The organism is Sinosporangium album, from assembly GCF_900100605.1.
GTDB classification, from domain to species: Bacteria; Actinomycetota; Actinomycetes; order Streptosporangiales; family Streptosporangiaceae; genus Sinosporangium; species Sinosporangium album.
Window position 1 is genome coordinate 95,814 of the sequence record NZ_FNCN01000008.1, and the last position, 26,442, is coordinate 122,255.

25 protein-coding genes are annotated in these 26,442 nt (G+C 69.9%); 7 read left to right on the forward strand and 18 right to left on the reverse strand.

The genetic code is table 11. The annotated features are described in order from the left end of the window. Positions 1-110: 110 nt before the first annotated feature. The 6 genes from BLQ73_RS10385 to BLQ73_RS10410 all read right to left on the reverse strand — a co-directional run bounded on the left by BLQ73_RS10385 (position 111) and on the right by BLQ73_RS10410 (position 5,485). Positions 111-533, reverse strand: a complete 423-nt coding sequence (locus tag BLQ73_RS10385; RefSeq protein ID WP_245690968.1) for a DUF2752 domain-containing protein — start codon at positions 531-533, stop codon at positions 111-113. A gap of 72 nt (positions 534-605) precedes the next feature. Next, complete coding sequence (locus tag BLQ73_RS10390) at positions 606-1,379, reverse strand: Trp biosynthesis-associated membrane protein (RefSeq protein ID WP_176955361.1); 774 nt, start codon at positions 1,377-1,379, stop codon at positions 606-608. Beyond that, positions 1,376-1,732: a phosphoribosyl-AMP cyclohydrolase gene (hisI, locus tag BLQ73_RS10395; RefSeq protein WP_093170188.1), complete on the reverse strand. Its 357-nt coding sequence runs from the start codon at positions 1,730-1,732 to the stop codon at positions 1,376-1,378. The genes BLQ73_RS10390 and hisI overlap by 4 nt, the downstream gene beginning before the upstream one ends. A 14-nt stretch (positions 1,733-1,746) precedes the next feature. Next, positions 1,747-1,935: a hypothetical protein gene (locus BLQ73_RS34570; RefSeq protein WP_093170189.1), complete on the reverse strand. Its 189-nt coding sequence runs from the start codon at positions 1,933-1,935 to the stop codon at positions 1,747-1,749. Next, positions 1,932-3,710, reverse strand: a complete 1,779-nt coding sequence (locus BLQ73_RS10405) for an ABC transporter ATP-binding protein (protein WP_093170190.1) — start codon at positions 3,708-3,710, stop codon at positions 1,932-1,934. Before BLQ73_RS10405 ends, BLQ73_RS34570 begins: the two co-directional genes overlap by 4 nt. Then, positions 3,707-5,485 (reverse strand): ABC transporter ATP-binding protein, encoded by a 1,779-nt coding sequence (locus tag BLQ73_RS10410; protein ID WP_093170326.1) that lies wholly within the window; start codon positions 5,483-5,485, stop codon positions 3,707-3,709. Before BLQ73_RS10410 ends, BLQ73_RS10405 begins: the two co-directional genes overlap by 4 nt. Before the next feature lie 159 nt (positions 5,486-5,644). Here BLQ73_RS10410 and BLQ73_RS10415 point away from each other — a divergent pair, with 159 nt between their 5' ends. Both BLQ73_RS10415 and BLQ73_RS32215 read left to right on the forward strand, forming a co-directional pair. After that, positions 5,645-6,292, forward strand: coding sequence for a TIGR03085 family metal-binding protein (locus BLQ73_RS10415; RefSeq protein WP_093170327.1), 648 nt, complete (start codon positions 5,645-5,647; stop codon positions 6,290-6,292). Between the two features lie 386 nt (positions 6,293-6,678). After that, a complete protein-coding gene (locus BLQ73_RS32215; RefSeq protein WP_176955362.1) occupies positions 6,679-6,840 on the forward strand; it encodes a hypothetical protein in 162 nt (53 codons plus the stop codon). A 320-nt stretch (positions 6,841-7,160) separates the two neighbouring features. On the opposite strand, the gene hisF is transcribed toward BLQ73_RS32215, so the two are convergent. From hisF to hisD, 9 genes are read right to left on the reverse strand one after another with little or no spacing between them, the layout of a single operon-like run. Continuing rightward, the gene (gene hisF, locus BLQ73_RS10425; protein WP_093170192.1) at positions 7,161-7,931 is read right to left on the reverse strand and encodes an imidazole glycerol phosphate synthase subunit HisF; all 771 of its coding nucleotides are present in this window, start codon (positions 7,929-7,931) and stop codon (positions 7,161-7,163) included. Continuing rightward, positions 7,928-8,341 (reverse strand): RidA family protein, encoded by a 414-nt coding sequence (locus BLQ73_RS10430; RefSeq protein WP_093170193.1) that lies wholly within the window; start codon positions 8,339-8,341, stop codon positions 7,928-7,930. Before BLQ73_RS10430 ends, hisF begins: the two co-directional genes overlap by 4 nt. A 46-nt stretch (positions 8,342-8,387) precedes the next feature. Next, positions 8,388-9,110, reverse strand: coding sequence for a bifunctional 1-(5-phosphoribosyl)-5-((5-phosphoribosylamino)methylideneamino)imidazole-4-carboxamide isomerase/phosphoribosylanthranilate isomerase PriA (gene priA, locus BLQ73_RS10435; protein ID WP_093170194.1), 723 nt, complete (start codon positions 9,108-9,110; stop codon positions 8,388-8,390). Positions 9,111-9,114: 4 nt separating this feature from the next. Then, complete coding sequence (locus BLQ73_RS10440) at positions 9,115-9,453, reverse strand: hypothetical protein (protein ID WP_093170195.1); 339 nt, start codon at positions 9,451-9,453, stop codon at positions 9,115-9,117. Positions 9,454-9,502: 49 nt separating this feature from the next. Then, positions 9,503-10,138 carry an imidazole glycerol phosphate synthase subunit HisH gene (gene hisH, locus BLQ73_RS10445; protein WP_176955374.1) on the reverse strand — a complete coding sequence of 212 codons (636 nt, stop codon included), beginning with the start codon at positions 10,136-10,138 and terminating at the stop codon, positions 9,503-9,505. Continuing rightward, positions 10,129-10,287 carry a hypothetical protein gene (locus BLQ73_RS32220; RefSeq protein ID WP_176955375.1) on the reverse strand — a complete coding sequence of 53 codons (159 nt, stop codon included), beginning with the start codon at positions 10,285-10,287 and terminating at the stop codon, positions 10,129-10,131. Before BLQ73_RS32220 ends, hisH begins: the two co-directional genes overlap by 10 nt. A gap of 2 nt (positions 10,288-10,289) precedes the next feature. Then, complete coding sequence (gene hisB / locus BLQ73_RS10450; protein ID WP_093170197.1) at positions 10,290-10,883, reverse strand: imidazoleglycerol-phosphate dehydratase HisB; 594 nt, start codon at positions 10,881-10,883, stop codon at positions 10,290-10,292. Then, positions 10,880-11,965 (reverse strand): histidinol-phosphate transaminase, encoded by a 1,086-nt coding sequence (locus BLQ73_RS10455; protein ID WP_093170198.1) that lies wholly within the window; start codon positions 11,963-11,965, stop codon positions 10,880-10,882. The genes hisB and BLQ73_RS10455 overlap by 4 nt, the downstream gene beginning before the upstream one ends. Beyond that, positions 11,962-13,272 (reverse strand): histidinol dehydrogenase, encoded by a 1,311-nt coding sequence (gene hisD / locus BLQ73_RS10460; RefSeq protein WP_093170199.1) that lies wholly within the window; start codon positions 13,270-13,272, stop codon positions 11,962-11,964. Before hisD ends, BLQ73_RS10455 begins: the two co-directional genes overlap by 4 nt. Positions 13,273-13,645: 373 nt before the next feature. Here hisD and ybaK point away from each other — a divergent pair, with 373 nt between their 5' ends. Together ybaK and BLQ73_RS10470 are read left to right on the forward strand one after the other, a co-directional pair. Beyond that, positions 13,646-14,143 (forward strand): Cys-tRNA(Pro) deacylase, encoded by a 498-nt coding sequence (gene ybaK / locus BLQ73_RS10465; protein WP_245690969.1) that lies wholly within the window; start codon positions 13,646-13,648, stop codon positions 14,141-14,143. Positions 14,144-14,216: 73 nt separating this feature from the next. After that, the gene (locus BLQ73_RS10470) at positions 14,217-15,620 is read left to right on the forward strand and encodes an amidase (RefSeq protein ID WP_093170201.1); all 1,404 of its coding nucleotides are present in this window, start codon (positions 14,217-14,219) and stop codon (positions 15,618-15,620) included. Here the strand turns inward: BLQ73_RS10470 and BLQ73_RS10475 are convergent. Continuing rightward, positions 15,617-16,159, reverse strand: coding sequence for a hypothetical protein (locus tag BLQ73_RS10475; RefSeq protein ID WP_093170202.1), 543 nt, complete (start codon positions 16,157-16,159; stop codon positions 15,617-15,619). The genes BLQ73_RS10470 and BLQ73_RS10475 overlap by 4 nt on opposite strands. 74 nt (positions 16,160-16,233) lie before the next feature. On the opposite strand from BLQ73_RS10475, the gene murA reads away from it, so the two are divergent. Together murA and BLQ73_RS10485 are read left to right on the forward strand one after the other, a co-directional pair. Further along, a complete protein-coding gene (gene murA / locus BLQ73_RS10480) occupies positions 16,234-17,553 on the forward strand; it encodes a UDP-N-acetylglucosamine 1-carboxyvinyltransferase (RefSeq protein WP_245690970.1) in 1,320 nt (439 codons plus the stop codon). A gap of 75 nt (positions 17,554-17,628) precedes the next feature. Beyond that, positions 17,629-19,896 (forward strand): transglycosylase domain-containing protein, encoded by a 2,268-nt coding sequence (locus BLQ73_RS10485; RefSeq protein WP_245690971.1) that lies wholly within the window; start codon positions 17,629-17,631, stop codon positions 19,894-19,896. A gap of 167 nt (positions 19,897-20,063) precedes the next feature. Here BLQ73_RS10485 and dnaE read toward each other — a convergent pair whose 3' ends face one another. Then, entirely contained in the window at positions 20,064-23,648 is a 3,585-nt protein-coding gene (gene dnaE / locus BLQ73_RS10490) for a DNA polymerase III subunit alpha (RefSeq protein WP_093170204.1), read from the reverse strand. Positions 23,649-24,155: 507 nt separating this feature from the next. Here dnaE and BLQ73_RS10495 point away from each other — a divergent pair. Next, on the forward strand, positions 24,156-25,529 hold the full coding sequence (locus BLQ73_RS10495; RefSeq protein WP_245690972.1) for an amino acid permease: 1,374 nt from the start codon (positions 24,156-24,158) through the stop codon (positions 25,527-25,529). On the opposite strand, the gene BLQ73_RS34835 is transcribed toward BLQ73_RS10495, so the two are convergent. After that, positions 25,486-26,418, reverse strand: a complete 933-nt coding sequence (locus tag BLQ73_RS34835; RefSeq protein WP_093170206.1) for a chorismate mutase — start codon at positions 26,416-26,418, stop codon at positions 25,486-25,488. The two genes, BLQ73_RS10495 and BLQ73_RS34835, sit on opposite strands and share 44 nt — an antisense overlap. Between the last annotated feature and the right edge of the window lie 24 nt (positions 26,419-26,442).

A 26,442-nucleotide genomic window follows, 5' to 3' on the forward strand; every position in this document is an offset into this window, starting at 1 on the left:
GATCAGGGTCCCTCCGGTCGACGGCTTGAAGTCGGCCTCTCGGCCTCGTTCTGCCGATCGTATCGGCCTCCCCGACGGCGTTCGGCCATCGGGGCGGCCCCTGGCCCCCGCTACGGTGCCAGGAGCTGCCCAAAAGGCATATTTCGCACGATCCAAAAGACCACCCCGGCGGCCAGAAAGCCGTACAACCAGCGGGGACCCGGCGCGACGGGCCGCATCGGCCTCCCCCGCCACGCCTGCGCGAACCACCGCACCCACAGAAAACCCGCGACCGGCACCAGCAACACCACCAGGGCGTTCAGCCCGAGCGCCGCCGCCACATCCCCGTGCCCCAAAGCGTGAACCGCCCGCAACCCCCCGCACCCCGGACACAGCAGGCCCGTCAACGCGAGGAAAGGACACCCCGGGTAGTGGCCCGGCTCGTTCGGATCCACCGCCCGCACATACAGCGCCGCCCCCGACACCACCGCCGCCACCCCAAGCGGCGCCAACACCGACACCAGCCGGCGCCGCCCAGAAACGATCGACGTCACCACCCCAGTATGCGGGGTCGGCCGTGCCCGCCGCGGCGGACCTGCCGATCGATCGCGTGGCTTGGGCGCTTGTCAGCGGCGGTCGTCCTGGTCGTCGGCCGTTCCGGTGGGGTCTTCGCCGCTGTCGATGGCGTCCCACAGGGCGCGCTCGCTGCGCTCGGCGGGGCGGCCGGCGCCCTGGCGGCGTGCGGCCTGCGGCGCCGTGCCGCTGGCTCCGCTCGCGGCCGGACCGGGCGACACGCTGGAACCGGACGGCACGGCGGAACCGGTGGCCTCGCCGCCCGAAGAACCGCTTGACGAACCGACCGACGCCCCGACCGGCGAGCCGCCCTTCGCCGCGCGGGGGCGGCGCGAGTAGCGGTCCGACATGCCCGGCCAGCGAGGCCCGAGGACGGCGGCGGTCAATCCCCCGGCGACGAGGACGAGCCCACCGGCGGCTGCGGCCGTCGGCCAGACGGTCGTCGTGAAGGACCAGTCCGTGGCCGCGGACGCCAGCGGGCTGCGTTCTGTGACGAGGTCCGTCAAATCCCGGGCGCCGGCCCCCGAGAAGCCGATCAGAGCGATGCCCGCGCCGCAGGCGGCGGTGACGAGTGCGACGAGACGCCGCCACACCCCGCCGACGGCGAGAACGGCGAGGATCGAGGCGAGAGCCGCCATGGCGAGCGGCCCCAGCCCCGCGGCGAGCTCGGCGCCGGTGACGACGGCGTGGCTGCGGGCACCTCCCGAGGCGCCCGCGTAGGACACCTCCGCCCAGTCACGGCCGGACGCGGCCCATGCGAGACCGGCCCCTGCGGCGGTGACGAGCACCCAGGTCCACAGGGACCGCTTCGAAGCAGGTGAACTCAAGTGCCCTCCGAGACCACGGTGTCCAGCGCGCCGGCGTCGAAGCAGGTGCGGTCGCCCGTGTGGCAGGCGGCGCCGTGCTGGTCGACCTTGAGAAGGACCGTGTCGCCGTCGCAGTCGAGCGCCACCGACACCACACGCTGGGTGTTGCCGGAAGTCGCCCCTTTGACCCAGTATGCCCGCCGACTGCGCGACCAGTACGTCGCCCTCCCCGTGGTGAGGGTGCGGTGCAGTGCCTCGTCGTCCATCCAGGCGAGCATCAGCACCTCGCCGGTGTCGTGCTGCTGCACGATGGCGGGCACGAGCCCGTCGGCGGCGCGCTTGAGGCGGTCTGCGATCTTCGGGTCCAGGGACATGCCGTCATTCTGCCTTACGCGGGGGTGACGTCCTGCCTCCTGGCCAGGGGGTTCCCCGCCGGACCGCAGGACGCGACCCCGGCACCGGCCCCGGTCCGGACCCCGTGCCGACCCCGTGCCGACCCCGTGCCGACCCGCTCCAGCTCCAGGCCCCGCTCCAGGCCCCGCTCCAGCTCCAGAGCCCGCCCCCGGTCCAGGCTCACGAGCGGGCGGCCGTCACCCAGGAGGCGTGGAGGTCGGCGTAGACGCCGGGCCGGACGACGAGGTCCTCGTGGCTGCCGCGCTGCACGAGCACCCCCTTGTCGAAGACCAGCACCTCGTCGGCCGCCTCCGCCGTCGACAGGCGGTGGGCGATGGAGACGGCGGTGCGGCCGCGGGTGACGCCTTCCAGGGCGCGCGCCAGCCGTACCTCGGTGGCCGGGTCCACGGCGGAGGTGGCCTCGTCGAGCAGGAGCAGGTCGGGGTCGGCGAGGTAGGCGCGGGCGAGGGCGACGAGCTGGCGCTCACCCGCGGAGAGGGATTCGCCGCGCTGGCCGACCGGGGTGGCGAGGCCGGCGGGAAGCCCTTCGAGCCAGTCGGCCAGGCCGAGCTCGGTCAAGGCGAGGGTGATCTCCTCGTCGCCGGCCTCGGGACAGCCGAAGCGGATGTTCTCGGCCAGGGTGGCGTCGAAGAGGAAGCCGTCCTGGGGCACCATGACGATGCGTTCCCGCAGCGAGGAGAAACGGACGTCCCGCAGGTCCGTGCCATCGACGGTGACGCGGCCCGATACGGGGTCCATGAGCCGGGTGAGCAGTTTGGCGAACGTGGTCTTGCCGGATCCGGTTTCGCCGACGATGGCGACGCGGCTGCGCGGCGCGATCTCCACGGTCACGTCGCGCAGGACGGGTTCCCCGCCCGGGTAGGCGAAGTGCACGTTCTCGAAGGCGACGGAGATGGGGCCGCGCTCGAGGACGCGCCCGTCGTCCCGGGGGTCGGCGACGTCGGCGGGGGTGTCGAGGACGCCGAGCACGCGCCGCCAGCCCGCGAGGGCGTTCTGAGCTTCGTTGAGCACCTCGGTGGCGGTCTGGAGGGGCGCGACGAACAGGGTGATGAGGAAGAGGAACGCGAGCAGTTCGCCCATGGTGATGCTGTCGTCCAGCCCCATCCGCGCGCCGATGAGGACCACCGCGGCGACGGCGACGGAAGCGACCAGCTCGGTCAGCGGGAAGGTGAACCCGACGATCGTCTGGGCTCTGGTCTGCGCGTCGCGCTGGCGCGTGATGGCGGTGTCGACGCGTTCGGCGGTGCGCTGCTCGGCGCCGTAGGCGCGGACGACGGCGCTGCCGACGACGGATTCGCTGATCGCCGACAGGGTGTCGCCGCTGAGTTCCCGCACGCGGGTGAAGGCGGCGGCGATCCAGCGTTGAAAGCGGGGAAGCATGAAGACCATCGGGAGCATGCAGGCCCACACGACGAGGGCGAGCTGCCAGGAGTAGATCACCATCAGGACGGTCGCGACGACCACCTGCCCGAACATCACGATGAACATCAGCCCGCCCCACTGCATGAACGCGCTGATCTGGTCGATGTCGCTGGTGACGCGGGACACCATCGCCCCGCGCCGCTCCCTGTTCTGTGTCAGTACGGACAGGTCGTGGATGTGCCGGAAGCTCTTGGCGCGCAGGGTGGCCAGGCCCGACTCGGAGGAGCGGTAGAGCCGCACGTTCATGAGGTAGCCGCTGAGCGCGGTGAGCAGCACCGCCACGGTGCACCACAGCACCACGGTCCTGATCATCGGCAGGTCGGGGGTCCCGCCCTTCAGCCCGTCGTCCATGACCCGCTGGATCGCGATCGGGATGATGGCCTTGCCGGCGGTGGCCGCCAAGGCGAGCAGCAGCGTCACCGGCAGTCCGACGCGGAACTCCGGCGACAGCGACAGCCCGTGCCTGAGGGTTTGCAGGGAGGTGCGCCGGCGGGCTTGAAGGGTCTGCTGGGTCACGCCATCACCTCGTCGTCGGCGTCGATCGAGGCGCGCTCGGCCTCTTCTCGTTCGTAGGCGGTGACGAGGTTGCGGTAGCCCTCGCACCGGCCGATCAGGTCTTCGTGCCGGCCGTGGTCGGCGACCTCGCCGTGTTCGAGGTAGACGACCTCGTCGGCCAGGGCGATCGTGGCCATGCGGTAGGCGACCACGACCACGGTGGAGCCTTCCGCCCGTTCCCGCAGTCCGGTGAGGATGCGCCGTTCCACCTGCGGGTCCACGCTGGAGGTGGCGTCGTCGAGGATGAGTAGCCGCGGCGAGCGCACCAGGGCCCGGGCCAGGGCGAGGCGCTGGCGCTGGCCGCCGGACAGGGACGCGCCGCGCTCGCCGACCTTGGTGTCGAGGCCCTGCGGCAGGGCGCTGACGAAGCCGTCGGCCTGGGCGAGCCGCAGGGCGGCCCAGACGTCTTCGTCCTCTGTGGATAGGCCGAGCGCGATGTTGCCGCGCACCGTGTCGTCGAACAGGAAGGTCTGCTGCAGCACCAGGGCCGCATGGTCGCTCACCGTGCCGTGCCGCAGGTCGCGCAGGTCGGCGCCGTCGAGCCGCACGGCACCCGCATCGGGGTCGATGAGGCGGATCATGAGCTGGGTGAGGGTGGATTTGCCGGATCCGGTGGGGCCGACGATCGCCAGGGTGCGGCCCGGCTCGGCGGTGAAGGTCACGCCGTTGAGTACGGCCAGGCCGGGGGCGTAGCCGAAGCTCACCTCCTCGACCGACAGGCGGGCGGGCCCGGCGCGGTCGAGCTCGGCGGTGCCGTACTCCATGGAGCCGACGGCGTCCAGCACCTCTTGGACGCGCGTCCAGCCGACGACGCTGCGCGGGAGTTCGGCGAGCACCCAGCCGAGCGCGCGGACCGGGAAGGCGAGCAGCAGGAACAGGTAGGACACCTGGACGAGCTCGTCGGCGGTGATCGCGGAGTTCGACAGCCGGACGGAGCCGACGAACAGGACGGCGAGCACGCCCAGCGTCGGGAGCGCTTCCAGGAGGGGGTCGAACATACCGCGGACGCGGCCGACGGCGACGTTGGCGTCGCGCAGGGCCTCGGTCTTCCGCCGGAACCGCTCGGCCTCGGAGTCCTCGCGGCCCAGCGTCTTGACCACGAGGGCGCCCTCGAAGCTCTCGTGCGCGACCTCGCTGACCTCGCCGCGGAGCTCCTGCGCCCGTGTCGCGAGGGGGGACAGCCTGCGCTGGTAGATCAGGTTGAGTACGGCGAGAGCCGGGAAGATCAGGAATCCCACGAGCGCCAGCACCGGGTCGGTGATCAGGATTCCGCCCGCCGCGGTGAGCAGCATCACGACCACCCCGACCGCCATCGGTAGCGGGGCGAGGGGCGCCCAGGCGGCCTCGACGTCGGAGGCGGCGTGGGACAGCAGTTGCCCGGTGGGGTGGCGGTGGTGCCAGGAAAGCGGGAGTTTGAGGAACTGCTTGGACAGGGCGCCGCGGGAGCGGGCCTGCATGCGGTACTGCAGGATGCCGGCGAGGACGCGTCGGCCGACGACCCCCAGCGCCTTGAGCATCGCGACGCCGAGGATGAACGCCACCGTGGCGACGGCCGCGCCCGTCTCGAACTCTCCGCGCTCGAAGGCGGGGATCACGACGCTCTCGGTCGCCCAGCCGAGCGCCCAGGAGGTTGCGACGGTCATAACGCCGTAGACCGCGCTGGCCACGACGGCTCCGGTGAAGACGGCGGGTTCGGACCGGACAGCCACCCCGATAACGCGGAGCCCCCGGCGCATGACAGCTGAGGAGACCTTGGTCGCCACTCGCCAAGCATCCTTTCTAAGGAAATATCTTCCTAAGTCACTATCACGGAGGGTCAAGTCGTTATTCCCGCTTCGTGGTTACAGTTCGCATCCGACCGGTCACAATGCGGCCGTTTGTGTAGCATCGCGAAGGTGACCGCCTCGTACGCCCGTGCTGAACGCGCCGCCCTCTGCGACCTCTTCGACCAGGTCGGCCCGGATGCCCCCACGCTCTGCGCCGGCTGGACGACCTTTGACCTCGCAGCCCACCTCGTGCTGCGCGAAACCCGGTTCGACGCCCTGCCCGGCGTGGGCCTGAAGCTCCTGTCGGGCTACACCGCCAAGGTCCAGCGTTCGCTGAAGGCGGAACACGGATACGACGGCCTGGTGCGCATGGTGCGCTCCGGACCCGCGGGGGTCTACCGGGTGGTGCCGGGCCTGGACGAGGCGGTCAACGCCCTGGAGTACTTCGTCCACCACGAGGACGTACGGCGGGCACAGCCCGACTGGGAGCCGCGCGAGCTGTCCCCGGGCCTGGAGAAGGTGATCTGGTCGCGGCTGCGCTCACTGTCGCGCCTCATGCTGCGCAAGGCGCCCGTGGGCGTGGCCCTGCACCGTATCGGCGGCGGAGGCCACGCGGTCGCGCTCGGCGGCGCGAGGAACGCGGCCCGCGTCGAGGTGACCGGCCGCGCGGGCGAGCTGCTGATGTTCTGCTTCGGCCGCCAGGACCACGCGAGGGTGGACCTGGCCGGCGAGGAACGCGCGGCCAAGGCCCTCATGGGGGCGCGTCTCGGCGTCTGACGCGCGGCCGTTGTGGCACTGGTCACGTGGCAGGCCCTGCGCGGCCGGCCTCTCGTCCGCCCGGACGGGCTCACCATCGCCGCGCTGGCCTTGATAATCGCGGGCTGGGCGGGGGTCTCCGCCCTGGCCCTACGCGGGGGTGGAACGCCGGTCCACCTGCCGAAAGGATCCGACACGCGCGACGAAACGGCGGTTTGACCGACCAACGACGCCCAGTGACGGCACAATGGTCACTGGACAGATGCAGGTGACGATCAGACGATGAGCAGGGTGTGAGGTAGCTGGAGCCCCCCAACAGCTATGATCAATAACATCTCTAAAGAAGATGCCAGGGATCGCCCAGAACCGGGTATATACGGCTGGGATTGGACTGCAGGAGGCCCCCCATGCAGGTCAAGAAAGTCGCCACGTACGTAGCCGTGGCATTTGTAGCCTTCTACTTGTTTTCCCGACCCACCCAGGCGGCGGACGCAGTCAACGGTGTTTTCGATGGGATTATCAACGGAGCAAACCAGTTGGCTACATTCTTCTCACGGGTGCTGAACTGACACCTTACTCTGGGGATACCCAGCACCTTTGATCACTTGTCGTCACCGACGCGAGCGCCTTTCGCGTCCCCGGCGACTGGAATGAAGAGCAGGACCGCCCGCCTGCCCTTCATTAGCGCATTTCAACACGTGTCGGTCCCGCCGTCGCCGAAACCGCGACCGGCCCTCCTCCGAGACCGGCGATCCCCACCACCCCCACCAAGGCCGCGAGGCGGTGCGCTACGCGCCGTAAGCGAAAGCCCCGCGAACCGCGCCGCGGGGCTTTGCCGTACTGATCGTCTTCCGATCCCCTGCCGATTCCCTACAGATCCCGCCGGGACTCAGCGCACCGGATGGCCCGCCGCCCGCAACGTCTCCTTCACCTGCGGGATCGTCAGCTCCCGATAGTGGAACACCGACGCGGCCAGCACCGCGTCCGCCCCCGCGGCGACCGCCGGCGGGAAATCCGCCAGATCCCCGGCACCGCCGCTGGCGATCAACGGCACACCGACCACCGCGCGCACCGCGCCGATCATCTCCAAGTCGTATCCGGCCTTCGTGCCGTCGCCGTCCATGGAGTTGAGCAGGATCTCCCCCACCCCGAGCTCCTCGCCCCGCCGAGCCCACTCGACGGCGTCGATGCCCGTGCCCCTGCGCCCGCCGTGCGTGGTGACCTCGAAGCCCGACGCGGTCGTGGTGTCGCCCTTGACCCTGCGGGCGTCCACCGACAGCACGATGCACTGCGCGCCGTAGCGCCGCGACGCCTCGGTGAGCAGCTCCGGCCGGTCGATGGCCGCCGTGTTGAGCGACACCTTGTCGGCCCCCGCGCGCAGCAGCCGGTCGATGTCCTCGACCGAACGCACGCCCCCGCCGACCGTCAACGGGATGAAGACCTGCTCGGCCGTACGGCGGACCACATCGAACATCGTCTCCCGCTCGCCCGACGAGGCGGTGATGTCGAGGAAGGTGAGCTCGTCGGCCCCCTCCCTGTCATAGCGCGCGGCGAGCTCCACGGGGTCTCCCGCGTCGCGGATGTTCTCGAAGTTGACGCCCTTGACCACCCGTCCGGCGTCGACGTCCAGACAGGGAATGATGCGGACAGCGACGCTCACCAGCGATCTCCTCGGTATGCCTCGACCTCGATCTCGACCAGCATGCGCGGGTCGACCAACCCGGCGACCCGCACCCCGGTGCACGCCGGGCGCACATCGCCGAACCTCTCGCCGAGGGCCGTGCCGACCGCGTCGAAGTCGTGCTGGTCCACCACGTAGAACCGTACCCGGACCACGTCCTCTCGGCCCGCCCCCGCCTCCTCGACGGCCGCCAGCGCGATGTCGAGCGCCGTCAGCGCCTGCCCCCGCGCATCGCCGACGTGGACGACCTCGCCGTCCACCGCGGCCGTGCTGCCCGAGACCAGCACCCACGGGCCGGCGACGACCGCGCGCGCATAGCCGTAACGCTCCTCCCAGATTCCGCCTGAGAACACTCTGGTGCCCTGCCGGCCCGCTTCGACGCTGCTCACTGTGCCTCCCCGCACCGCTCCGGAAACCCGCCCTCCTGGAATCGCGTCAAGCCCGTACGGCGGCGAGCGCCTCCTCCAGCGTGAACGCGTTCGCGTACAGCGCCTTGCCCACGATCGCGCCCTCGACCCCGTCGGGGACCAGGCCCGCGATCGCGCGCAGGTCGTCCAGCGAGGACACGCCGCCGCTCGCGACGACCGGCTTGTCGGTGCGGGCGCACACCTGCCGCAGCAGGTCGAGGTTGGGACCGCGCAGCGTGCCGTCCTTGGTGACGTCGGTCACCACGTAGCGCGAGCACCCGTCGGACTCCAGCCGGTCGAGCACCTCCCACAGGTCACCGCCGTCCTGCGTCCACCCCCGGGCCGCCAGGGTCGTGCCCCGGACGTCCAGGCCGATCGCCACGCGCTCGCCGTACGCCGCCAGGATCTTGGAGCACCAGGCGGGGTTCTCCAGCGCGGCGGTGCCGATGTTGACCCGCTCGCAGCCGGTGGCGAGCGCCGCCTCCAGCGAGGCGTCGTCCCGGATCCCGCCCGACATCTCGACCTTCACGTCGAGCGCGCCCACCACCGAGGCCAGCAGCTCCCGGTTGGAGCCCCGCCCGAAGGCCGCGTCGAGGTCGACCAGGTGGATCCATTCGGCACCCGCCTCCTGCCAGGCCAGCGCGGCCGAGAGCGGGTCGCCGTAGGACGTCTCGGTCCCCGCCTCGCCCTGGACCAGGCGTACGGCCTGGCCGTCGGCGACGTCCACGGCGGGCAGCAGCACGAGCGACATGTGATCAAGTCCTCCGGTCGAAAACAAGGGTGACAAGCACCGGAACCAGCAACAACGACAATACGAACACGCCGACCCTGGCGGTCCACGACGACAAGGTCAGCCACGCGATCACCTGGACGATCACGAACACCACGGCCACGACACCGTTCTGGACGCGCTGCCTTCGCGCCAGGATCCCGCCCTGGCGCGCCACCCGCACCGGCCGCGGCACCAGCGCCGCGAGCCTGGCATTCCGCGCACGGCGGCGAGCCAGCCGGGCCTCGCGCTCGGCGCGGATCGCGGCCTGGCGCTCCCGCTCGGCCTCGCGCTCGGCGCGGCGGCGGGCCCGCTCCTTGCTCATGTCGGCGTGCTCATCTCTCGCGGGAGACCGGGACGGCGGAGGAGTCCACCTATTTCAGGGTGGTGAGCCAGTTGGCGAGCAGCGTCGCCCCGGCGTCGCCCGACTTCTCCGGGTGGAACTGCGTGGCCGACAGCGGCCCGTTCTCCACCGCGGCCACGAACGGCACACCGTGTTCGGCCCACGTCACGAGCGGCGCGGTGAACCCGGGGCCGGGCTGGAGGTCGAACGTGCGCACGCCGTACGAATGCACGAAGTAGAAGCGGGTGTCGGCGTCGAGGCCGTCGAACAGCACGCTGCCCTCCGGCACCGTGACGGTGTTCCACCCCATGTGCGGGAGGACGGGGGCGTCGAGGCGCTCGACGGTGCCGGGCCACTCGCCGCAGCCCTCCGTGCGGACGCCGTGCTCGACGCCCTCCGCGAAGAGGATCTGCATGCCGACGCAGATGCCGAGCACCGGGCGCCCGGCGGCCAGCCTGCGGTCGATGATGCGGTCACCGATGACGCTCTTGAGGCCCGCCATGCACGCGGCGAACGCGCCGACGCCGGGCACCACCAGGCCGTCGGCCGCCATCGCCGCCTCGTAGTCGCTCGTGACCGTCACGTCGGCGCCGACCCTGGCCAGGGCGCGTTCGGCCGAGCGCAGATTGCCCGAGCCGTAGTCCAGAACGACGACTTTCACCACCAGAGCACCCCCGCTGTGATCGCCAAGGCCGCCAGCACGCCCAAGATGACCGGGACGAGCTTGCCGTGCCCCTGCCGGAGGGCCGAGACGACCCCGCCGACGAAGAAGAGGCCGACGAACATCATGCCGACCGCCAGGTAGTTGGACGGCATCCCTAGAGCACGCCCTTGGTGCTCGGGATGCCGGTCGCGCGCGGGTCGGGCTCGCACGCTTCGCGCAGGGCCCGGGCCAGCGCCTTGAACTGCGACTCCACGATGTGGTGGGCGTTGCGCCCGTACGGCACATGCACGTGAAGGCAGATCCTCGCCTGGGCCACGAACGACTCCAGGATGTGCCTGGTCATCGTCGTGTCGTACATCGGGCCGATCATCGTGGCCATGCCCTCGGGCTCGGAGTGGACGAGGTAGGGCCGACCGGACAGGTCCACGGTGACCTGGGCCAGCGCCTCGTCCAGCGGGCACGACGCACTGCCGAACCTCCGGATGCCGGACTTGTCGCCCAGGGCCTCGCGGAAGGCGGCACCGAGCGCCAGAGCCGTGTCCTCGATGGTGTGGTGGGAGTCGATGTGCAGATCGCCCTCGGTCTTCACGGTCAGGTCGAACAGACCGTGCTTGCCGAGCTGCGCGAGCATGTGGTCGTAGAAGCCGACCCCCGTCGAGACCTCGACCCGGCCTGTGCCGTCGAGATCCACCTCGACCAGCACCGAGGTCTCCTTGGTCGTGCGCTCGACTCGCCCGGTCCGGTTCACAGCAATTCCTCCATCACCGCTCGCATCGCGGCGCGGAACGCCGCCATCTCCTCGCCCGTGCCGACCGACACGCGCAACCACTCAGGCGGCCCCACCTCACGCACCAGCACGCCCTCGGCCAGCAGAGCCTCCCAGACCATCCGGCGATCGGCGAACCGGCCGTACAGCACGAAGTTCGCGTCGGAGTCGGCGGCCTCAAGCCCCCGCCCGCGCAGCCAGTCGACCGTGGCGTCGCGCTCCGCGCGCAGCCTGTCGACCGCGCCGAGCAGCTCGGCCCGGTGGGCCACAGCCACCCGCGCCGCGGCCTGCGTCAACGTGGACAGGTGGTACGGCAACCGCACCAGCAGCAGCGCCTCCACCACGGCGGGCGCGGCGGCGAGATAACCCACCCGCGTGCCCGCCATCGCGAACGCCTTCGACATCGTGCGCGTCACGATCAGACGCGGATGATCCGGCAGCAGCGTCAACGCCGACGGCGTGCCGGAGCGGGCGAACTCATGATAAGCCTCGTCCACCACCACGATCCCCGGCGCGGCCCGCAGCACCCGCGCCACCGCCGAAAGAGGCAGAGCCGTGCCCGTCGGGTTGTTGGGGGAGGTGAGGAACACCACATCCGGGCGGTGCTCCTCGATCGCCGCGACCGCCTTCTCGGCGTCGAGGCCGAAGTCCTCCTCACGCGCCCCGGAGATCCACTCGGTCGAGGCGCCCCGCGCGATGATCGGGTGCATCGAATACGACGGTTCGAAGCCCATCGCCGTACGGCCCGGCCCGCCGAACGCCTGCAGAATCTGCTGAAGCACCTCGTTGGAGCCGTTGGCCGCCCACACCCGGTCGGCGGTCAGGCCATGCCCCAGGTAGTCCGCGAGATCGGTGCGCAAAGCCACGGCGTCGCGATCGGGGTAGCGGTTGAGGTCGGCGGCGGCGGACGCGACGGCGGACGCGAGGTCGGCGACCAGCTCGGCCGAGGGCCCGTAGGGGTTCTCGTTGGTGTTGAGGCGGACCGGCACGTCGATCTGCGGCGCGCCGTACGGCGTCAGCCCGCGGAGATCGTCGCGGATGGGCAGGTCGGAAAGGCTGGTCACGGGTTCGGAATCTCCCAGTCGAACCTGGCGCGGACGGCCGCGCCGTGTGCGGGCAGGTCCTCGGCGTCGGCGAGCGCGCACACGTGGCGCGCGGCGCCGGCGAGGGCGCCGCGATCGTAGTCGACCACGTGGATGCCGCGCAGGAAGGTCTGCACCGACAGACCGCTGGAGTGGCAGGCGCAGCCGCCCGTGGGCAGCACATGGTTGGAACCCGCCATGTAGTCGCCGAGCGACACCGGCGCGTAGGCGCCGACGAAGATCGCCCCGGCGTTGCGGACGCGGGCGGCCAAGGCGCGCGCGTCGCGCGTCTGGACTTCCAGGTGCTCGGCGGCGTAGGCGTCGACGACGGCCAAGCCGTCGTCCATGTCCCTCACCAGCACGATGCCCGACTGGCGGCCCGCCAATGCCTGCGTCACCCGCTCGACATGCCTGGTCCGGGCCACCTGCGACTTGAGCTCGCGCTCGACCGCGTCGGCGAGCTCCACGGAGTCGGTGACCAGCACCGACGCCGCGATCACGTCGTGCTCGGCCTGGCTGATCAGGTCCGCGGCGACATGGACCGGGTCGGCGGAGTCGTCGGCGAGGATCGCGATCTCGGTGGGGCCGGCCTCGGCGTCGATGCCGATGCGGCCCTTCAACAGGCGCTTGGCCGCGGCCACCCAGATGTTGCCCGGGCCGGTGACCATGGCGGCCGGGCGGCACTCCTCCGTGCCGTAGGCGAACATCGCCACAGCCTGCGCGCCGCCCACCGAATAGACCTCGTCCACGCCGAGCAGGGCGCACGCCGCCAGAATGGCCGGATGCGGCAACCCGCCGAAGTCGGCCTGCGCGGGCGACGAGACGGCCAAGGAGGGCACCCCGGCCTCCTGCGCGGGCACGACGTTCATCACGACGCTGGAAGGGTAGACCGCGACACCGCCCGGGACGTAGAGGCCCACCCGCTCGACCGGAACCCACCGCTCCGTCACAGTGCCGCCCGGCACCACCTCGGTGGTGACATCGGTGCGGCGCTGATCGCGGTGAACCAGCCTCGCGCGCCGGATCGACTCCTCCAACGCGGCGCGGACCCTCGGGTCGAGCTCGGCGAGCGCCCGACCGAGCTCCCCGACCGGCACCCGCGTGCTCGCGATCTCCACCCCGTCGAACCTGGCGGTCAGCTCCTTGATCGCGGCCACGCCGCGATGGCGCACGTCCTCGCAGATGGGCCGCACCTTCGCAAGGGCGGCCTCGACGTCGAGCTCGGCGCGGGGCAACACGTCGCGCAGGTCCTCGGGAAGCGAGCCGCGCAGGTCCATACGGGAAATCACCCGCCCAGTCTACGGAGCCCAGGTTCCGAGTCCGCTTCTGTCCACCATTCGGACGGAGCAAATCTTGCGTTTGCATCTGGGGTGGCCGACTCCCGGCACCTCGGTCCACCACGACGGCCGACTCCCGGCATGTTGGCCAAGCAGTATTTGATTGCGCGCCTGCGGCGCGCGGCGAGGGGGCTCTTGACCCGGTGCTTTCCCTCCTCTCTCCGGTCGCTGCGCTCCCTGCGTTCGTCAGTCCAAGCACCGGCGCCCCCTCGCACTCCCAGGCCACCGACTCCTGAACGGGGACAGGGCAACATCGCCGACCTCCCGAGCGGGAATGGGAGGCCTTTACATTGTAGATTTTTTGCGATGGTCTAGTCTGCCGGGCGTGAGCAGGACGAAGAGTAAGGGCGGGCAGGGCACGCCGGCGACGACGGTGCTGGTGAAGGCGGGTGCGGTGTTCATGCTGCACGCGTATGAGCACGATGCCGGGGCCGAGGGCTACGGTGAGGAGGCGGCCGACGCCCTCGGGGTGCCGCACGACCAGATCTTCAAGACGCTTGTCGCGGAGACCGAGGCCGGGCTCGCGGTGGCTGTGGTGCCGGTGGCGGGCAAGCTCGATCTGAAGGCGTTCGCGGCGGCGTTGAACGGCAAGCGTGCGGCGATGGCGGATGCGGCGAAGGTCGAGCGGGTCACGGGCTACGTGGTGGGCGGCATCAGTCCGCTCGGCCAGCGCAAGCGACTCCCCACGGTGGTGGACGAGTCGGCGCTGGGGTTTGAAACGATCTTCTTCTCCGCCGGGCGGCGAGGGCTCCAGATCGAGGCCGCGCCGGCGGATCTCATCGGCCTCACCCAGGCCGTCGCCGCTCCGATCAGCAAGATGTGACAGCGTGTGACCCCCCGGCGGGGTCACACGGACTCGGCGGAGCCGTACGTTGAAAGTTAGGGGGGCCGCCCATATGACGGAACTGTTCTACCTCACCGCGCTTGAGCAGCTCGCGCTGCTGCGTTCACGCGAGATCAGCGCGGTCGAGCTGCTTGAGGCGCACCTGCGCAGGATCGAGGACGTCAATGGAGATGTCAACGCCATTGTGACGCTCGACCCGGAGCGCGCCGGGGCGCAGGCCCGCCGGGCCGATGAGGAGTGGGCGCGGGGGCGGTGGCTCGGGCCGCTGCACGGGCTGCCGGTGGCGCACAAGGATCTCTCCGATACCGCGGGTATGCGCACGACGTACGGCTCGCGCCTGTTCGCGAACCATGTGCCGACCGCGGACGCGCTGCCGGTGCGGCGGATACGGGAGGCGGGGGCGGTGACGCTGGGCAAGACCAACACACCCGAGTTCGGCACCGGCTCGCACACGGTGAACGAGGTCTTCGGCGCGACGCGCAACCCCTACGATCTGTCCCGCAGTTCGGGCGGGAGCAGCGGCGGGGCCGCCGCGGCGCTGGCGAGCGGGATGGTGGCGCTGGCCGACGGCTCGGACATGGGGGGGTCGCTGCGCAACCCCGCGTCGTTCTGCAACATCGTGGGGCTGCGGCCGACGCCGGGCCGGGTGCCGGTGCCGAGTCCGGGGTCGGCGTGGTTCACGCTGCCGGTGAGCGGGCCGATGGCGCGCACTGTGGACGATCTGGCGCTGCTGATGAGCGTGATGGCGGGGTTCGACGCCCGGACCCCGGTGACCCTCCCGGGGGACGGCTCGGAGTTCTCCGTGCTGGAGGACCTCGATCTGGCGGGGCTGCGGGTCGCGTGGAGCCCCGACCTTGGCGGGCTGCCGGTGGATCCGGCCACGGCGGAGGTGACGGCGGGGGCGACGAAGGTGTTCGAGAAGCTCGGGGCGCGGGTGGAGCGGGTCGGTCTCGACCTGTCGGACGCCGATGAGGCGTTCCGCGCCTACCGGGGCTGGTGGTATGTCCTGTCGTTCGGGGAGCTCCCGGAGGAGGAGCTCGGCGCCAACGTCCGCTGGAACCTCGCGCGGGGCCGCGAGGTCACCGCGACCGACCTGGCCCGGGCGGAGCGGCTCCGCAGCGGGCTCTACGCGCGGATGGCGGAGCTCTTCGACTCCTATGACGTGCTGCTCGCCCCGGTCAGCCAGGTGCCGCCGTTCCCCGTGGAGAATCCGTACGTGGACGAGATCGACGGGGTCGCGATGCCGGACTATCTGGCGTGGATGCGCTCGGCGTACTGGGTGAGCGTGCTGCACTCCCCCGCCATGTCGGTGCCGGCCGGGTTCACCCCGAGCGGGCTGCCGGTGGGCGTGCAGTTGGTCGGGCGGCCCTTCGCCGACCTCGATCTGATGCGGATCGGCCGGGCCTTCGAGCGCGCCACCGGGCACGGCTCACACCGTCCGCCGCTGCCGGCCTAGCGGTCGCCTCCGCCGTACGGCAGGTGCCCGAACACCGGTTCGCGCCCGCCGTACGGCTTGCGCAGCGGCGACTCGCGGTAGGCGAGCACGCCTTCGATGGCGAAGAACACGCCGACGGCCAGCAGCGGCCAGGCCAGCAGGACGCCTTGGGCGGTGACGGTGAGGCTCTGGCTGACGACGGAGCCCGCGTGGGTGGCCTCGTCGATGCTTTCGCCGAGGTTGACGAGCCTGCCGACGGCAAGGGTGAGGTAGGAGGCCGCGACTCCGCCGGCGGTGAGCCCCGCGATCATCGCGATGGGCCGTTCCCTTCCAAGGATGTGGCCCGCGATGCCGCAGATCAGCCCGAGTAGGCCGGTCACCACGGCGAACCACCCGTCGGCCGCGATCAGGGCCTGGGTCGAGGGGTCGGCCAGTACGGCCCCTTCGGGGCGGGCGAGGTAGGCGGTGCGCGGCGCCGCGTAGGACCAGACGAATCCCGCGGCCACCCCGAGCAGGGCCAGAACCAGCACTGCCGCCACAAAGTCCCGCAGATCCCGCAAGTGCTCACTCCCCTTACCGAGGCGGGCGGACCCGCCTGATGCTACCGACCAGCGGACGGCCCTACGCTTTCTACGTGAACGATGAAGAGGTGTGGCTGATCGAACCCTCCGGACCGCTCCGGGGCGACGTGGTCGTACGGGGGTCCAAAAACGGCGTGTCCAAGCATATGGTCGCTGCGATGCTCGGCAGCGGAGAGAGCATCCTTCACAATGCCCCCGAGGTCGGGGAGGTGGGCATCACCGCGGCGATGCTCGAAGCGCTGGGCATCCATGTCGAGATCAGGGACAGCGAGGTCACGGTGGCCAGGGGCCCGGAGATCCGGCCCCGCGTGCCCGAGGCGTTCACCGGGCTCAACCGCATCCCGATCCTCATGCTGGGCCCGCTGCTGCATCTGGCGGGTGAAGCGTTCGTGCCGCTCGTCGGCGGCGACCCGATCGGCCGCAGGCCGGTCAACTTCCACGTCGAGGCGCTGCGGTCCATGGGGGCTGAGGTCGAGGTCGGGGACAACGGCATCTCGGCGAAGGCCAAGCGGCTGCACGGCACCCGCCTCGAACTGCCCTATCCGAGCGTGGGGGCGACCGAGACGATCCTGATGAGCGCGGTGCTGGCCGAGGGCAAGACCGTCATCAAGGGCGCCGCGATGGAGCCCGAGGTGGTGGAGCTCGCGCTGTTCCTCCAGCGCATGGGGGCCCGCATCGAGCTGAGCCCCGACCGGCGCATCGTGATCGAGGGCGTGGAGACGCTGCGCGGCGCGTCGACCTGGCTCGCGGGCGACCGCATCGAGGCGTTCTCCTACCTGGTCGCCGGGCTGATCACCGGCGGTTCGGTGCGGGTGCACGGCTGCCCGCAGGACCGGCTGGTCACGGCCATCACGACGCTCGCCCGGATGGGGGCGCAGTTCGAGATCACCGACGACTGGCTGACGGCGGTGGCGCCCGACGGGTTGCGGGCGGCGGCCGTACAGACCGACACGCACCCGGGGTTCATGACCGACTGGCAGACGCCGCTCATGGTGCTGTTCACGCAGAGCCAGGGCATGTCCGTGCTGCACGAGACGGTGTTCGAGAACCGGCTGGTCTACGTTCCGGCGTTGCAGAAGCTGGGGTGTGAGATCGAGGTGTTCGACGTCTGCCTGGGCGGCCCGGCGTGCCGCTACCACGACACCAACGCCAAGCACTCGGCCGTGGTCAGGGGTGTCTCCAAGCTGCACGGCGCGGATGTGACGCTGCCCGACATCCGGGCCGGCTTTTCGGCCGTGCTCGCCGCGGCGGCGGCCGAGGGCACCTCGACGCTGCGCGGGGTCCACCACATCGAGCGGGGTTACCATCGCCCGTTTGAGCAGTTCGCCTCGCTTGGCCTGAACATCCGTAGAGAGGAACCCAAAAAGCAGTAAGTCCACCGCCATGGGCGGGGAAATCCCATAACAGCTCACGTTTGGGAAGGATCGCCCAGTCGCACCTTCTTCACCGTGACCACTGCCGACAACGCCAGCGAGCATCCCGACGGGCCGGACGGCGAGCCGAACGGCGCTCGCAGGCCACGGCGGACCCTGCCCATCGCCGGGAGTCTCGGCCTCACGGGACTGCTCGGCGGGGTCCTCGCCGCCGCACTCGCCCTGCCCGTGGTCGGCGGGGCGGGCATCACCGCCAAGCGGGTCGCGAACACGTTCACCGACCTGCCGCCGCCGCCCCGCGAGGACCCGCTCTCCCAGCGGACCGTCCTGCTCGACAGGAACGGCGCGGAGTTCGCGACGTTCTACGAGAAGAACCGCACCGTCGTCCCCCTCGACCAGGTCGCCCCCGTCATGCGGCAGGCCATCATCGCGATCGAGGACGCGCGGTTCTACGAGCACGCGGGACTCGACATCAAAGGCACACTCCGGGCGCTGATCACCAACACCCAGGCGGGCGGCATCCGCCAGGGCGGATCCTCCCTCACCCAGCAGCTGGTGAAGAACATCCTGGTGGAGAGCGCGGAATCGGAGGCCGAGCGGGAACGCGCCCGCGCGCAGAGCATCCAGCGCAAGGTCAACGAGCTGCGGCTCGCGCTCGCGATGGAGAAGAAGTACAGCAAGGCCGAGATCCTGGAGCGCTACCTCAACATCTCCTACTACGGCGCCGGGGCGTTCGGCGTCGAAGCGGCGGCCCGCCGGTTCTTCTCCACCAGCGCGGCCCGGCTCACCCTGCCGCAGGCGGCCACGCTGGCGGGAGCCGTACGCGCCCCCTACACCACCGACCCGGCCCTCGGCAGGCAGCGGCAGCGCAAGCTCAAGGAGCGGCGCGACCTCGTGCTCGACCGCATGGCCGGACTCAAGATGATCAGTACGGCGCAGGCCGAGGAGGCCAAGCGCGCAAAGCTCGGGATCAAGCTCCAGGCCGCGCCTGGTGGATGCTTCGAGAGCAAATACCCGTATTTCTGCATCTACGTCTACAAGGAGCTGCAGAACAACCCCGTCTTCGGCCACACCAAGGCCGAACGGCTCCGCAGGCTCGCCCAAGGCGGCCTCACCCTGACCACCACGCTCGACCCGCGCGCCCAGCGCGCCGCGCAGAGCGCCATCGCCTCCCGCGTCGACCCCAAGGACACCGAGGTCGCCGCCGAGGCCATGGTCGAACCCGGCACCGGCCGCGTGCGCGCCCTCGCCGCCAGCAAGGAGTACGGCGCGAACCCGCGCGGCCGCTCCCAAGGCCCGGCCACCACCTACAACCTGCCCGCCGACGTCGCCCACGGCGGCGGCCAGGGCTTCCAAGCCGGATCGACGTTCAAGGTCTACACCCTGGCCACCGCGCTCAAGCAGGGATGGCGCTTCAACCAGGGCTTCGACACACCCGGCAGCTTCTCGCCGAGCAGCGGCTACCGCAACTGCAAGGGCCGCGCCGTCAACGACCCGAACTCCGTCGTCTACAACGCCAGCGGCGAAGGCAAGGGCGGCCCGCACAGCCTGTCCACCGGCACCTGGAAGTCGGTCAACATCTTCTACATGATGCTCGAACGCCGTGTCGGCCTGTGCGAGGTCGTCAAGACCGCCAAGGCGCTCGGGATCACGCGCGCCGACGGCACCGCCGTACGGGAGGTCCCCACCTTCACCCTCGGCGTGAACGAGATGGACCCCCTGACCGTCGCCTCGTCGTTCGCCGCCTTCGGCGCCCGCGGCCGGTACTGCCGCCCGGTCACCATCGTCGAGATCGCGGACCGCGACGGCAACCGTACGGCCGTCGGCCCGAGCTGCTCCCAGGCGATCGACCGCGAGGTCGCCGACGCGGTGAACCACGTGCTGTCCGGTGTCTTCACCCAGGGCACCATGCGGGGGCAGGGCATCGGCCGTCCCGCCGCCGGGAAGACCGGCACCAACAACGGCTACACGTCGGCGTGGTTCGCCGGCTACACCCCCGAACTGGCCGCCGCCGTCAGCATCGGCGACCTGCGCGGGTCCTACCGCCACCCGCTGCGCGGCGTCACCATCGGACGCTCCTACTACGGCTCCGTGCAGGGCGCCTCCCTGCCGGGGCCCATCTGGGTGGACTCCATGCGCGGCGCCCTCGCCGGCGCCCCCGCCACGCCGTTCAACCGGCCCAATATGGCCCGCTTCGGCGGCGGTCACACCCCCGGCCTCGAACAGGCCGAACGCGAGGAACGCGACCGGCGCCGCGGGCGCGACGAGCCCGACGCCCGCGACGAGGCCGACTACCAGGCAGGCATCCTCGGCGAAGGCTGGCGCTGGCCCTGGGAGGACTGACGCCCCTCCCCGCTGCGGCCCGCCCGCTCAGGGCGGCGCCGTACGGCACGGCGAGGATCGTCGAACAGAGCGGCCTTCCTGGCCGCATCGCCCACGCCCGGGCCTTGGCGGCCCTCCCACTCCCGATTCCCCCGTCGCCTGAAGGCGACGGTCCCCTCGGGAGAATCTCATGGCACAACAAGCGCGTTCGCGCCCAAGAGGACTTTGATGTCTCCGGCGAACGCGCCGTTGCTGGTGTTCACCGAGTAGTGAGGAAGCGTAACGATGTTGATCTTCCGGTTGAGCCGCTCTACTCGCAGGTGAACAGGAGTTTCGCCGGGATGTACGTTCAAGATGCGCTTGAGTTCGTCGACGAGCTCTCTGTTTATGCGTTCCTCACGGAGGGCGATAACGATCGGTTCGCGGCCATCGTCCTGGATTCCTGAGACGTCGAGGAACGTGATCTCGGTGGCGTTGAAGGAGATGGTGGCTTCGTCTCCGTCGCCGCGTGAACGGATCCGGCCGGTGACGGCGACGACCAGGTCGGGGGCGAGGTTGGTGCCGTAAAGCTGGTAGGTCTGAGGGAAGCAGGGCACCTCGATGGACGCGTCGTGATCCTCGATTTTGAGGATGGCCCAGACGTCTCCCTTTTTGGTGACCTTCTTATCGATGCCGGAGATAATTCCGGAGATGCGGATATTACCTGCTCCGGCCTGCCCGTCCAGCACTTGGGCGATGGCCAGGTCCCGGTTACGTTCCAGGATGCGTTCGGCGCCGTTGAGGGGATGATCGGAGACGTAAAGGCCAAGCATTTCCCGCTCGAAGGACAGTTTCGTCTTCTTATCCCATTCCCCTTCGGGGACTGAGATGTGGAAGACGCTTCCCGCTCCGCTGTCGTCATCGAAGGCGCCGAAGAGCGAGTCCTGGCCAAGGGCTTCCTTACGCTTGACGTCGATCACAGCATCCACGGCCTGGTCGTGAATCTGCATCAGCCCTTGGCGAGGGTGACCGAGACCGTCGAATGCTCCGGCTTTGATCAGAGATTCAATAGTGCGCTTGTTGCAGACGACCTGGGGAACCTTGGTCAGGAAGTCGTTGAAGTCGGTGTAGGCCCGCTTCTCGCTACGTGCGGAGATGATGCCCTTGATGGCGTTCTCCCCGACGTTCTGGATCGCGCCCAATCCGAAGCGGACGTCCTCCCCGACGGCCGAGAACCGCAGACCGGATTCGTTGACATCAGGCAGCAGGACCTTGAGCTTCATGCGTCGGCACTCAGCGAGGTAGAGCGCCATGCGATCCTTGTTCGTGCCCACAGAGGTGAGCAGGGCGGCCATGTACTCGGCCGGGTAGTTGGCCTTGAGGTAGGCGGTCCAGTAGGAGACGAGACCGTAGCCGGCGGTGTGGGACTTGTTGAAGCCGTAGGAGCTGAACGGTTCCAGAACGTCCCAGACGGCCTTCGCGGCTTCCTCGGTGTAGCCCTTGGCGACCATTCCAGAGGAGAACGTGGCCCACTGCTTGTCCATCTCCTCTTTCTTCTTCTTGCCCATGGCCCGGCGCAGGATGTCGGCGCCGCCGAGGGTGTAGCCGGCCATCTGCTGGGCGATGGCCATGACCTGCTCCTGGTAGACCACCAGGTGGTAGGTGGTACCGAGGATCGGCTCAAGGGCTTCCTTGAGCGAAGGATGGATCGGGGTGATCCCCTGCTGGCCGGCCTTGCGCAGCGCATAGTTGACGTGAGCGTTCGCCCCCATAGGGCCGGGACGGCCCAGGGCCAGGATGGACGAGATGTCTTCGAATCGGGCCGGAGCGATCAGCTTGGTAAGGTCCCGCATCATCGAGCTGTCGAGCTGGAACACGCCGAGCGTCTCGCCGCGGGCCAGTAGCTCGTAGGTCTTCTTGTCATCCAGCGGAAGGCTGATCATGTCCAGGTCGATACCGCGGTTGTCCTTCACGTTCTGCACCGCGTCACCGATGACGGTCAGGTTGCGCAGGCCCAAGAAGTCCATCTTCAGGGCGCCCATGGACTCGGAACTGGGTCCGTCGAAGCCGGTGATGTGAGCACCGTCATCAGGACGCATGAAGATCGGCATGACGTCGATCAACGGCTGCGAGGACAGGATAACTCCCGCCGCGTGCACACCGGTGCCCCGGGTCAGCCCCTCAAGCCCAAGCGCCGTGTCAATGACCTGCTTGACGTCCGTGTCTTCCTCGTACATCTTCCGAAGCTCGGTCGCCTCGGCGTACCGGGAGTGCTTCTCATCGAAGATGGCGGTAAGCGGGATTTCCTTACCCATGACGGCCGGCGGAAAGGCTTTAGTGATCTTCTCGCCCACCGGGAAGGGGTAGCCCAGGACGCGGGCCGCGTCCTTGACCGCCGCCTTCGACTTGATCGTCATATAGGTGATGATCAGCGAGACATTGTCCTCGCCGTACTTCTCGGTGACGTAACGGATCATGTCCCCGCGCCGACGCTCGTCGAAGTCGAGGTCGACATCGGGCATGGAGATGCGTTCGGGGTTCAGGAACCGCTCGAACAGCAGTGAATGCTCGATGGGGTCGAGCTCGGTGATGCCGGTGACGTAAGCCACCATCGAGCCGGTGGCGGAGCCTCGGCCCGGGCCGAGCCAGATTCCGTTCTCCCGGGCGTGGCGGCAGATGTCCGCGACGACGAGGAAGTAACCGGGGAACCCCATCCCTTCGATGACGCCGAGCTCGTATTCGATCCGCTCCGTCACATGGGTTGGAACGGGATCGCCGTAACGCCGCACCGCGCCACGGTGTGCCTCCTTGCGGAGCCAGCTCATTTCGGTCTCCCCCTCGGGGACCGGGAACTTGGCGGCAAGGTCACGGTGGGCGAACACCTCGTCGTACGGCTCGACCCGCTCGGCGATCAGCAGGGTGTTCTTGCAACCCTCGGCCCACACATCGGAGTTGGGGTCCAGCGCCCACATCTCCTCGGCCGTGCGTACGTAGTAGCCGTTGCCGGAGAACCGGAACCGGGTGGGGTCGCTGAGCAGGGAGTTGGTGCCGACGCAGAGCAGCGCGTCGTGGGCGGTGGCCTGGTCTTCGGTCACATAGTGGGAGTCGTTGGTGACCAGGGGCGGAATGCCGAGAGCCTTGCCGATCCGCAGCAGGTCCTCGCGGACCCCCGTCTCGATCGGAATCCCACCGTGATCCATGACTTCCAGGAAGTAATTGTCCCGCCCGAATATCTCTTGGTACTTGGCGGCGTATTCCAACGCCTTGTCGTACTGCCCGAGCCGGAGCCGCGTCTGCACCGCTCCAGACGGGCAGCCCGTGGTGGCGACGATCCCTTCGTGATACTGCTCGAACAGCTCGTCGTCCATGCGCGGGTATTTCTTCATGTGGCCTTCGAGAGAGGCCAGGGACGAGATCCTGAACAGGTTCCGCAGGCCCTGGGCGTTGACCGCCCACATGGTCTTGTGAAGGTAGGTGCCGCCGGCCGACACGTCACCGCCCAGACCGGTGCGCTCGTCCGACTTGCGCTGGTGGGGCTCCCCCCAGAACACCGGTCGCTTGTAGTGGCGGGATTCGGGGCTGACGTAACCCTCGATGCCGATGATGGGCTTGACCCCGGCGGCCTTCATCTTCGACTGGAACTCGTAGGCGCCGAACATGTTTCCGTGGTCGCTCATCGCGATCGCGGGCATGCCCAGCGCGGCTGCCCGCTCGGCCAGTTTGCCGATCTTCGCCGCTCCGTCCAGCATGGAGTACTCGGTGTGAACATGCAGGTGAACGAACGAATCAGCCACCGGTGACCTTGGCCTTTCGTGGTGGGTCGAGTGGAGGCTCCTACTCTATCGAGCACCCGAAGTGGCCGTCGTGACTCATCTGGAAATAGATGATCATTGGTGCGGGAGACCTCCCGGCCACGCGAGAGGCCCCGCAGCCGGACGGTTGCGGGGCCCCGTGAGACAGGTAGGCGTCACGCATGTCGCCGTGGTCGGTGATCGCGATGGCGGGCATCCCGAGATCTCCGACCCGCTTGACATCTGCTTCAGCCGAGCGGCTCCGTCGAGCATGGAGTACTCGGTGTGAACATGCAGATGAACAAACGACTCACCCGTACGGCTCCCCTATTCGTGCGGCGCGCCAGCGCCTACGCGTGTTGAGGCCGCCCCGGAGGCACAGCGCGCCCTAAGGTCGGTCCTATAACCAGCTAAACCACTTTGAGCTGGGAAAACAGCGGGGGAACCGGGATGGCGTCAGAGTCAACGGAACAAGGTTATAGCCATGTCCTGAGCAGCCGGCAGGTCCAGATGATCGCGATCGGCGGGGCCATCGGCGTGGGTCTGTTCCTCGGGTCGGGAGGCCGCCTCGCGGCGGCCGGTCCCGGCCTGGTGCTGTCCTACGCGGTGGCCGGGATCGCGGCGTTCCTCGTCATGCGGGCGCTCGGCGAGCTTGTACAGCACCGGCCCACGTCGGGCTCGTTCGTGGACTACGCCCACGAGTTCGTCGGCCCGTGGGCGAGCTTCGCCAGCGGGTGGATGTACTGGATCAACTGGGCCTTCACCGGCATCGCCGAGCTCACCGCCATCGCCACCTACGTGCACAAGTGGGCCCCTGATCTTCCGCAGTGGATCACCGCCCTGGGCGCGCTGGTGCTCGTGCTCGCCGTCAACCTGCTCTCGGTGCGCCTCTTCGGGGAGTTGGAGTTCTGGTTCGCCCTGCTCAAGGTGCTGGCCATCACGGTGTTCCTGGTGGTGGGCACCTGGATGGTGGTCTTCGCCGTCAACGGCGCGGGGCCGGCCAACATGACCGCCGATGGCGGGTTCATGCCGTTCGGGCTGCCCCTGGTCCTGATGAGCCTGCAGGCCGTGGTGTTCGCCTACTCCGGCATCGAGCTCGTGGGCGTCGCCGCCGGGGAGACCAAGGACGTGCGCAAGGTCATGCCGAAGGCCATCAACGGCGTCGTCTGGCGCATCGCGGTGTTCTACGTGGGATCGGTGCTGCTGCTGATCATGGTGCTGCCCTGGACCGCGTACAGCGGGACGCAGTCGCCCTTCGTCACGGTGTTCAGCTCGCTCGGCGTCCCCTGGGCGGGCGACGCGATGAACCTCGTCGTCATCACCGCCGCCATGTCCTCGTGCAACTCCGGTCTCTACTCCACCGGCCGCATTCTGCGCTCCATGGCCCTGAAGGGCGAGGCGCCCGCGGTGACGGGTCGGCTGAACTCGCGGCATGTGCCGTACGGCGGGATCGCCATCACGGCGGCGGTGTTCCTCGGCGGGGTGGTGCTCAACTACTTCGTGCCGAAGCAGGCGTTCGACATCGCCATCGCGATCGCCTCGCTGGGAGTGATCACGACGTGGGGCACGCTGCTCTACTGCCAGATCGGGCTGCGCCGGGCGGCTCTGCGCGGCGAGGTCGCGCGGCCGGGGTTCCGGATGCCCGGCTCGCCGTACACGAACTGGTTCGCTCTGGCCCTGCTCGGCCTGGTCGTGGCGCTCATGGCGTTCGCCGACGAACCCCAGCGGATCGCTTTCTACAGCATTCCGCTGCTGGCGGCGGCCATCGCGGTCGGATGGCGGATCGTGAACGCGCGCCGGGGGCACCTGCGCAGGCCCCCGGCCGCCGGGCAGCCGATCGTCAGCGGCCCTGTCGCTCCGCCAGGCGCAGTCCCGCCTCGATGACCGCGTTCATGACCGGCGCGAGTCCCGCCTCCCCCAGCGTGGGGGCGCGCTCCGCCATGGCCGCGACCAGGCGGCGTTCCCGTTCCATGTCGCGCCCGGCGAACCCGCCGACGGGCTTCAATCGCTGGACGACCCCGGCGAGCGCGGCCCTGCGCTCCAGCAGGACGGCGAGCGCCGCGTCCACGCGGTCGATCGCCCCGCGGGCGGTCGCCACCGTGTCGGGGACCTCCTGCCGCACCACCGCGCCGATCAGCACCGCCGCCTCGCGGGCCCGGGCCACGGCCTCGGCGCCCGCCTCGGGCGCGACCATCAGGCCGTCGGCCCCCGCGGCGACGGCGGGCGCGGCGAGGTCCGCCCCGCCCGCAAGGCCCGCCAGCACGGGCCTGCCCGACCGCTCACGCGCGGCGCGCATCAGCGCCAGGTCGAGGGCGGGGCGGGCCAGGTGGGTACGGCTCCCGCTCTCGCAGAGCACCACGTCGTCGTTGCCCTCGGCGGCGCAGTAGTCGCCGACCGCCAGCCATTCCTCAAGCGTCGCCGTAGGGCCGCGCCGTACCACGACCGGCAGCCCGAGCCGGGCCGCGGTCCCGACGAGCCCGAGGTCCTGCGCCCACTCCCCGCCGATCACGACGGCGTCGGCCGCGGCCTGGATCGCGGGCAGGTCCGCCGAGGAGAACGGCTCCACCAGCAGCGGCCCGGCGAACGCGGCCCGGGCCTCCCCCACGGCCTCCTCCGCGCGACGCCGCCCGCCGTGCTCGCGCAGCGACACCCACCGGGCGTCCGGCCCCGCGGCGGCCTCCCCGCCGATGACCACCACCGGGCCGGTGCCCACGCACAGGTTTCCGATCCGTACGGCGCGGGCCTCGCGTTCGGTGTGAGGAGTCGATGACATATATGGATCTCCCGTGGGTAGGGC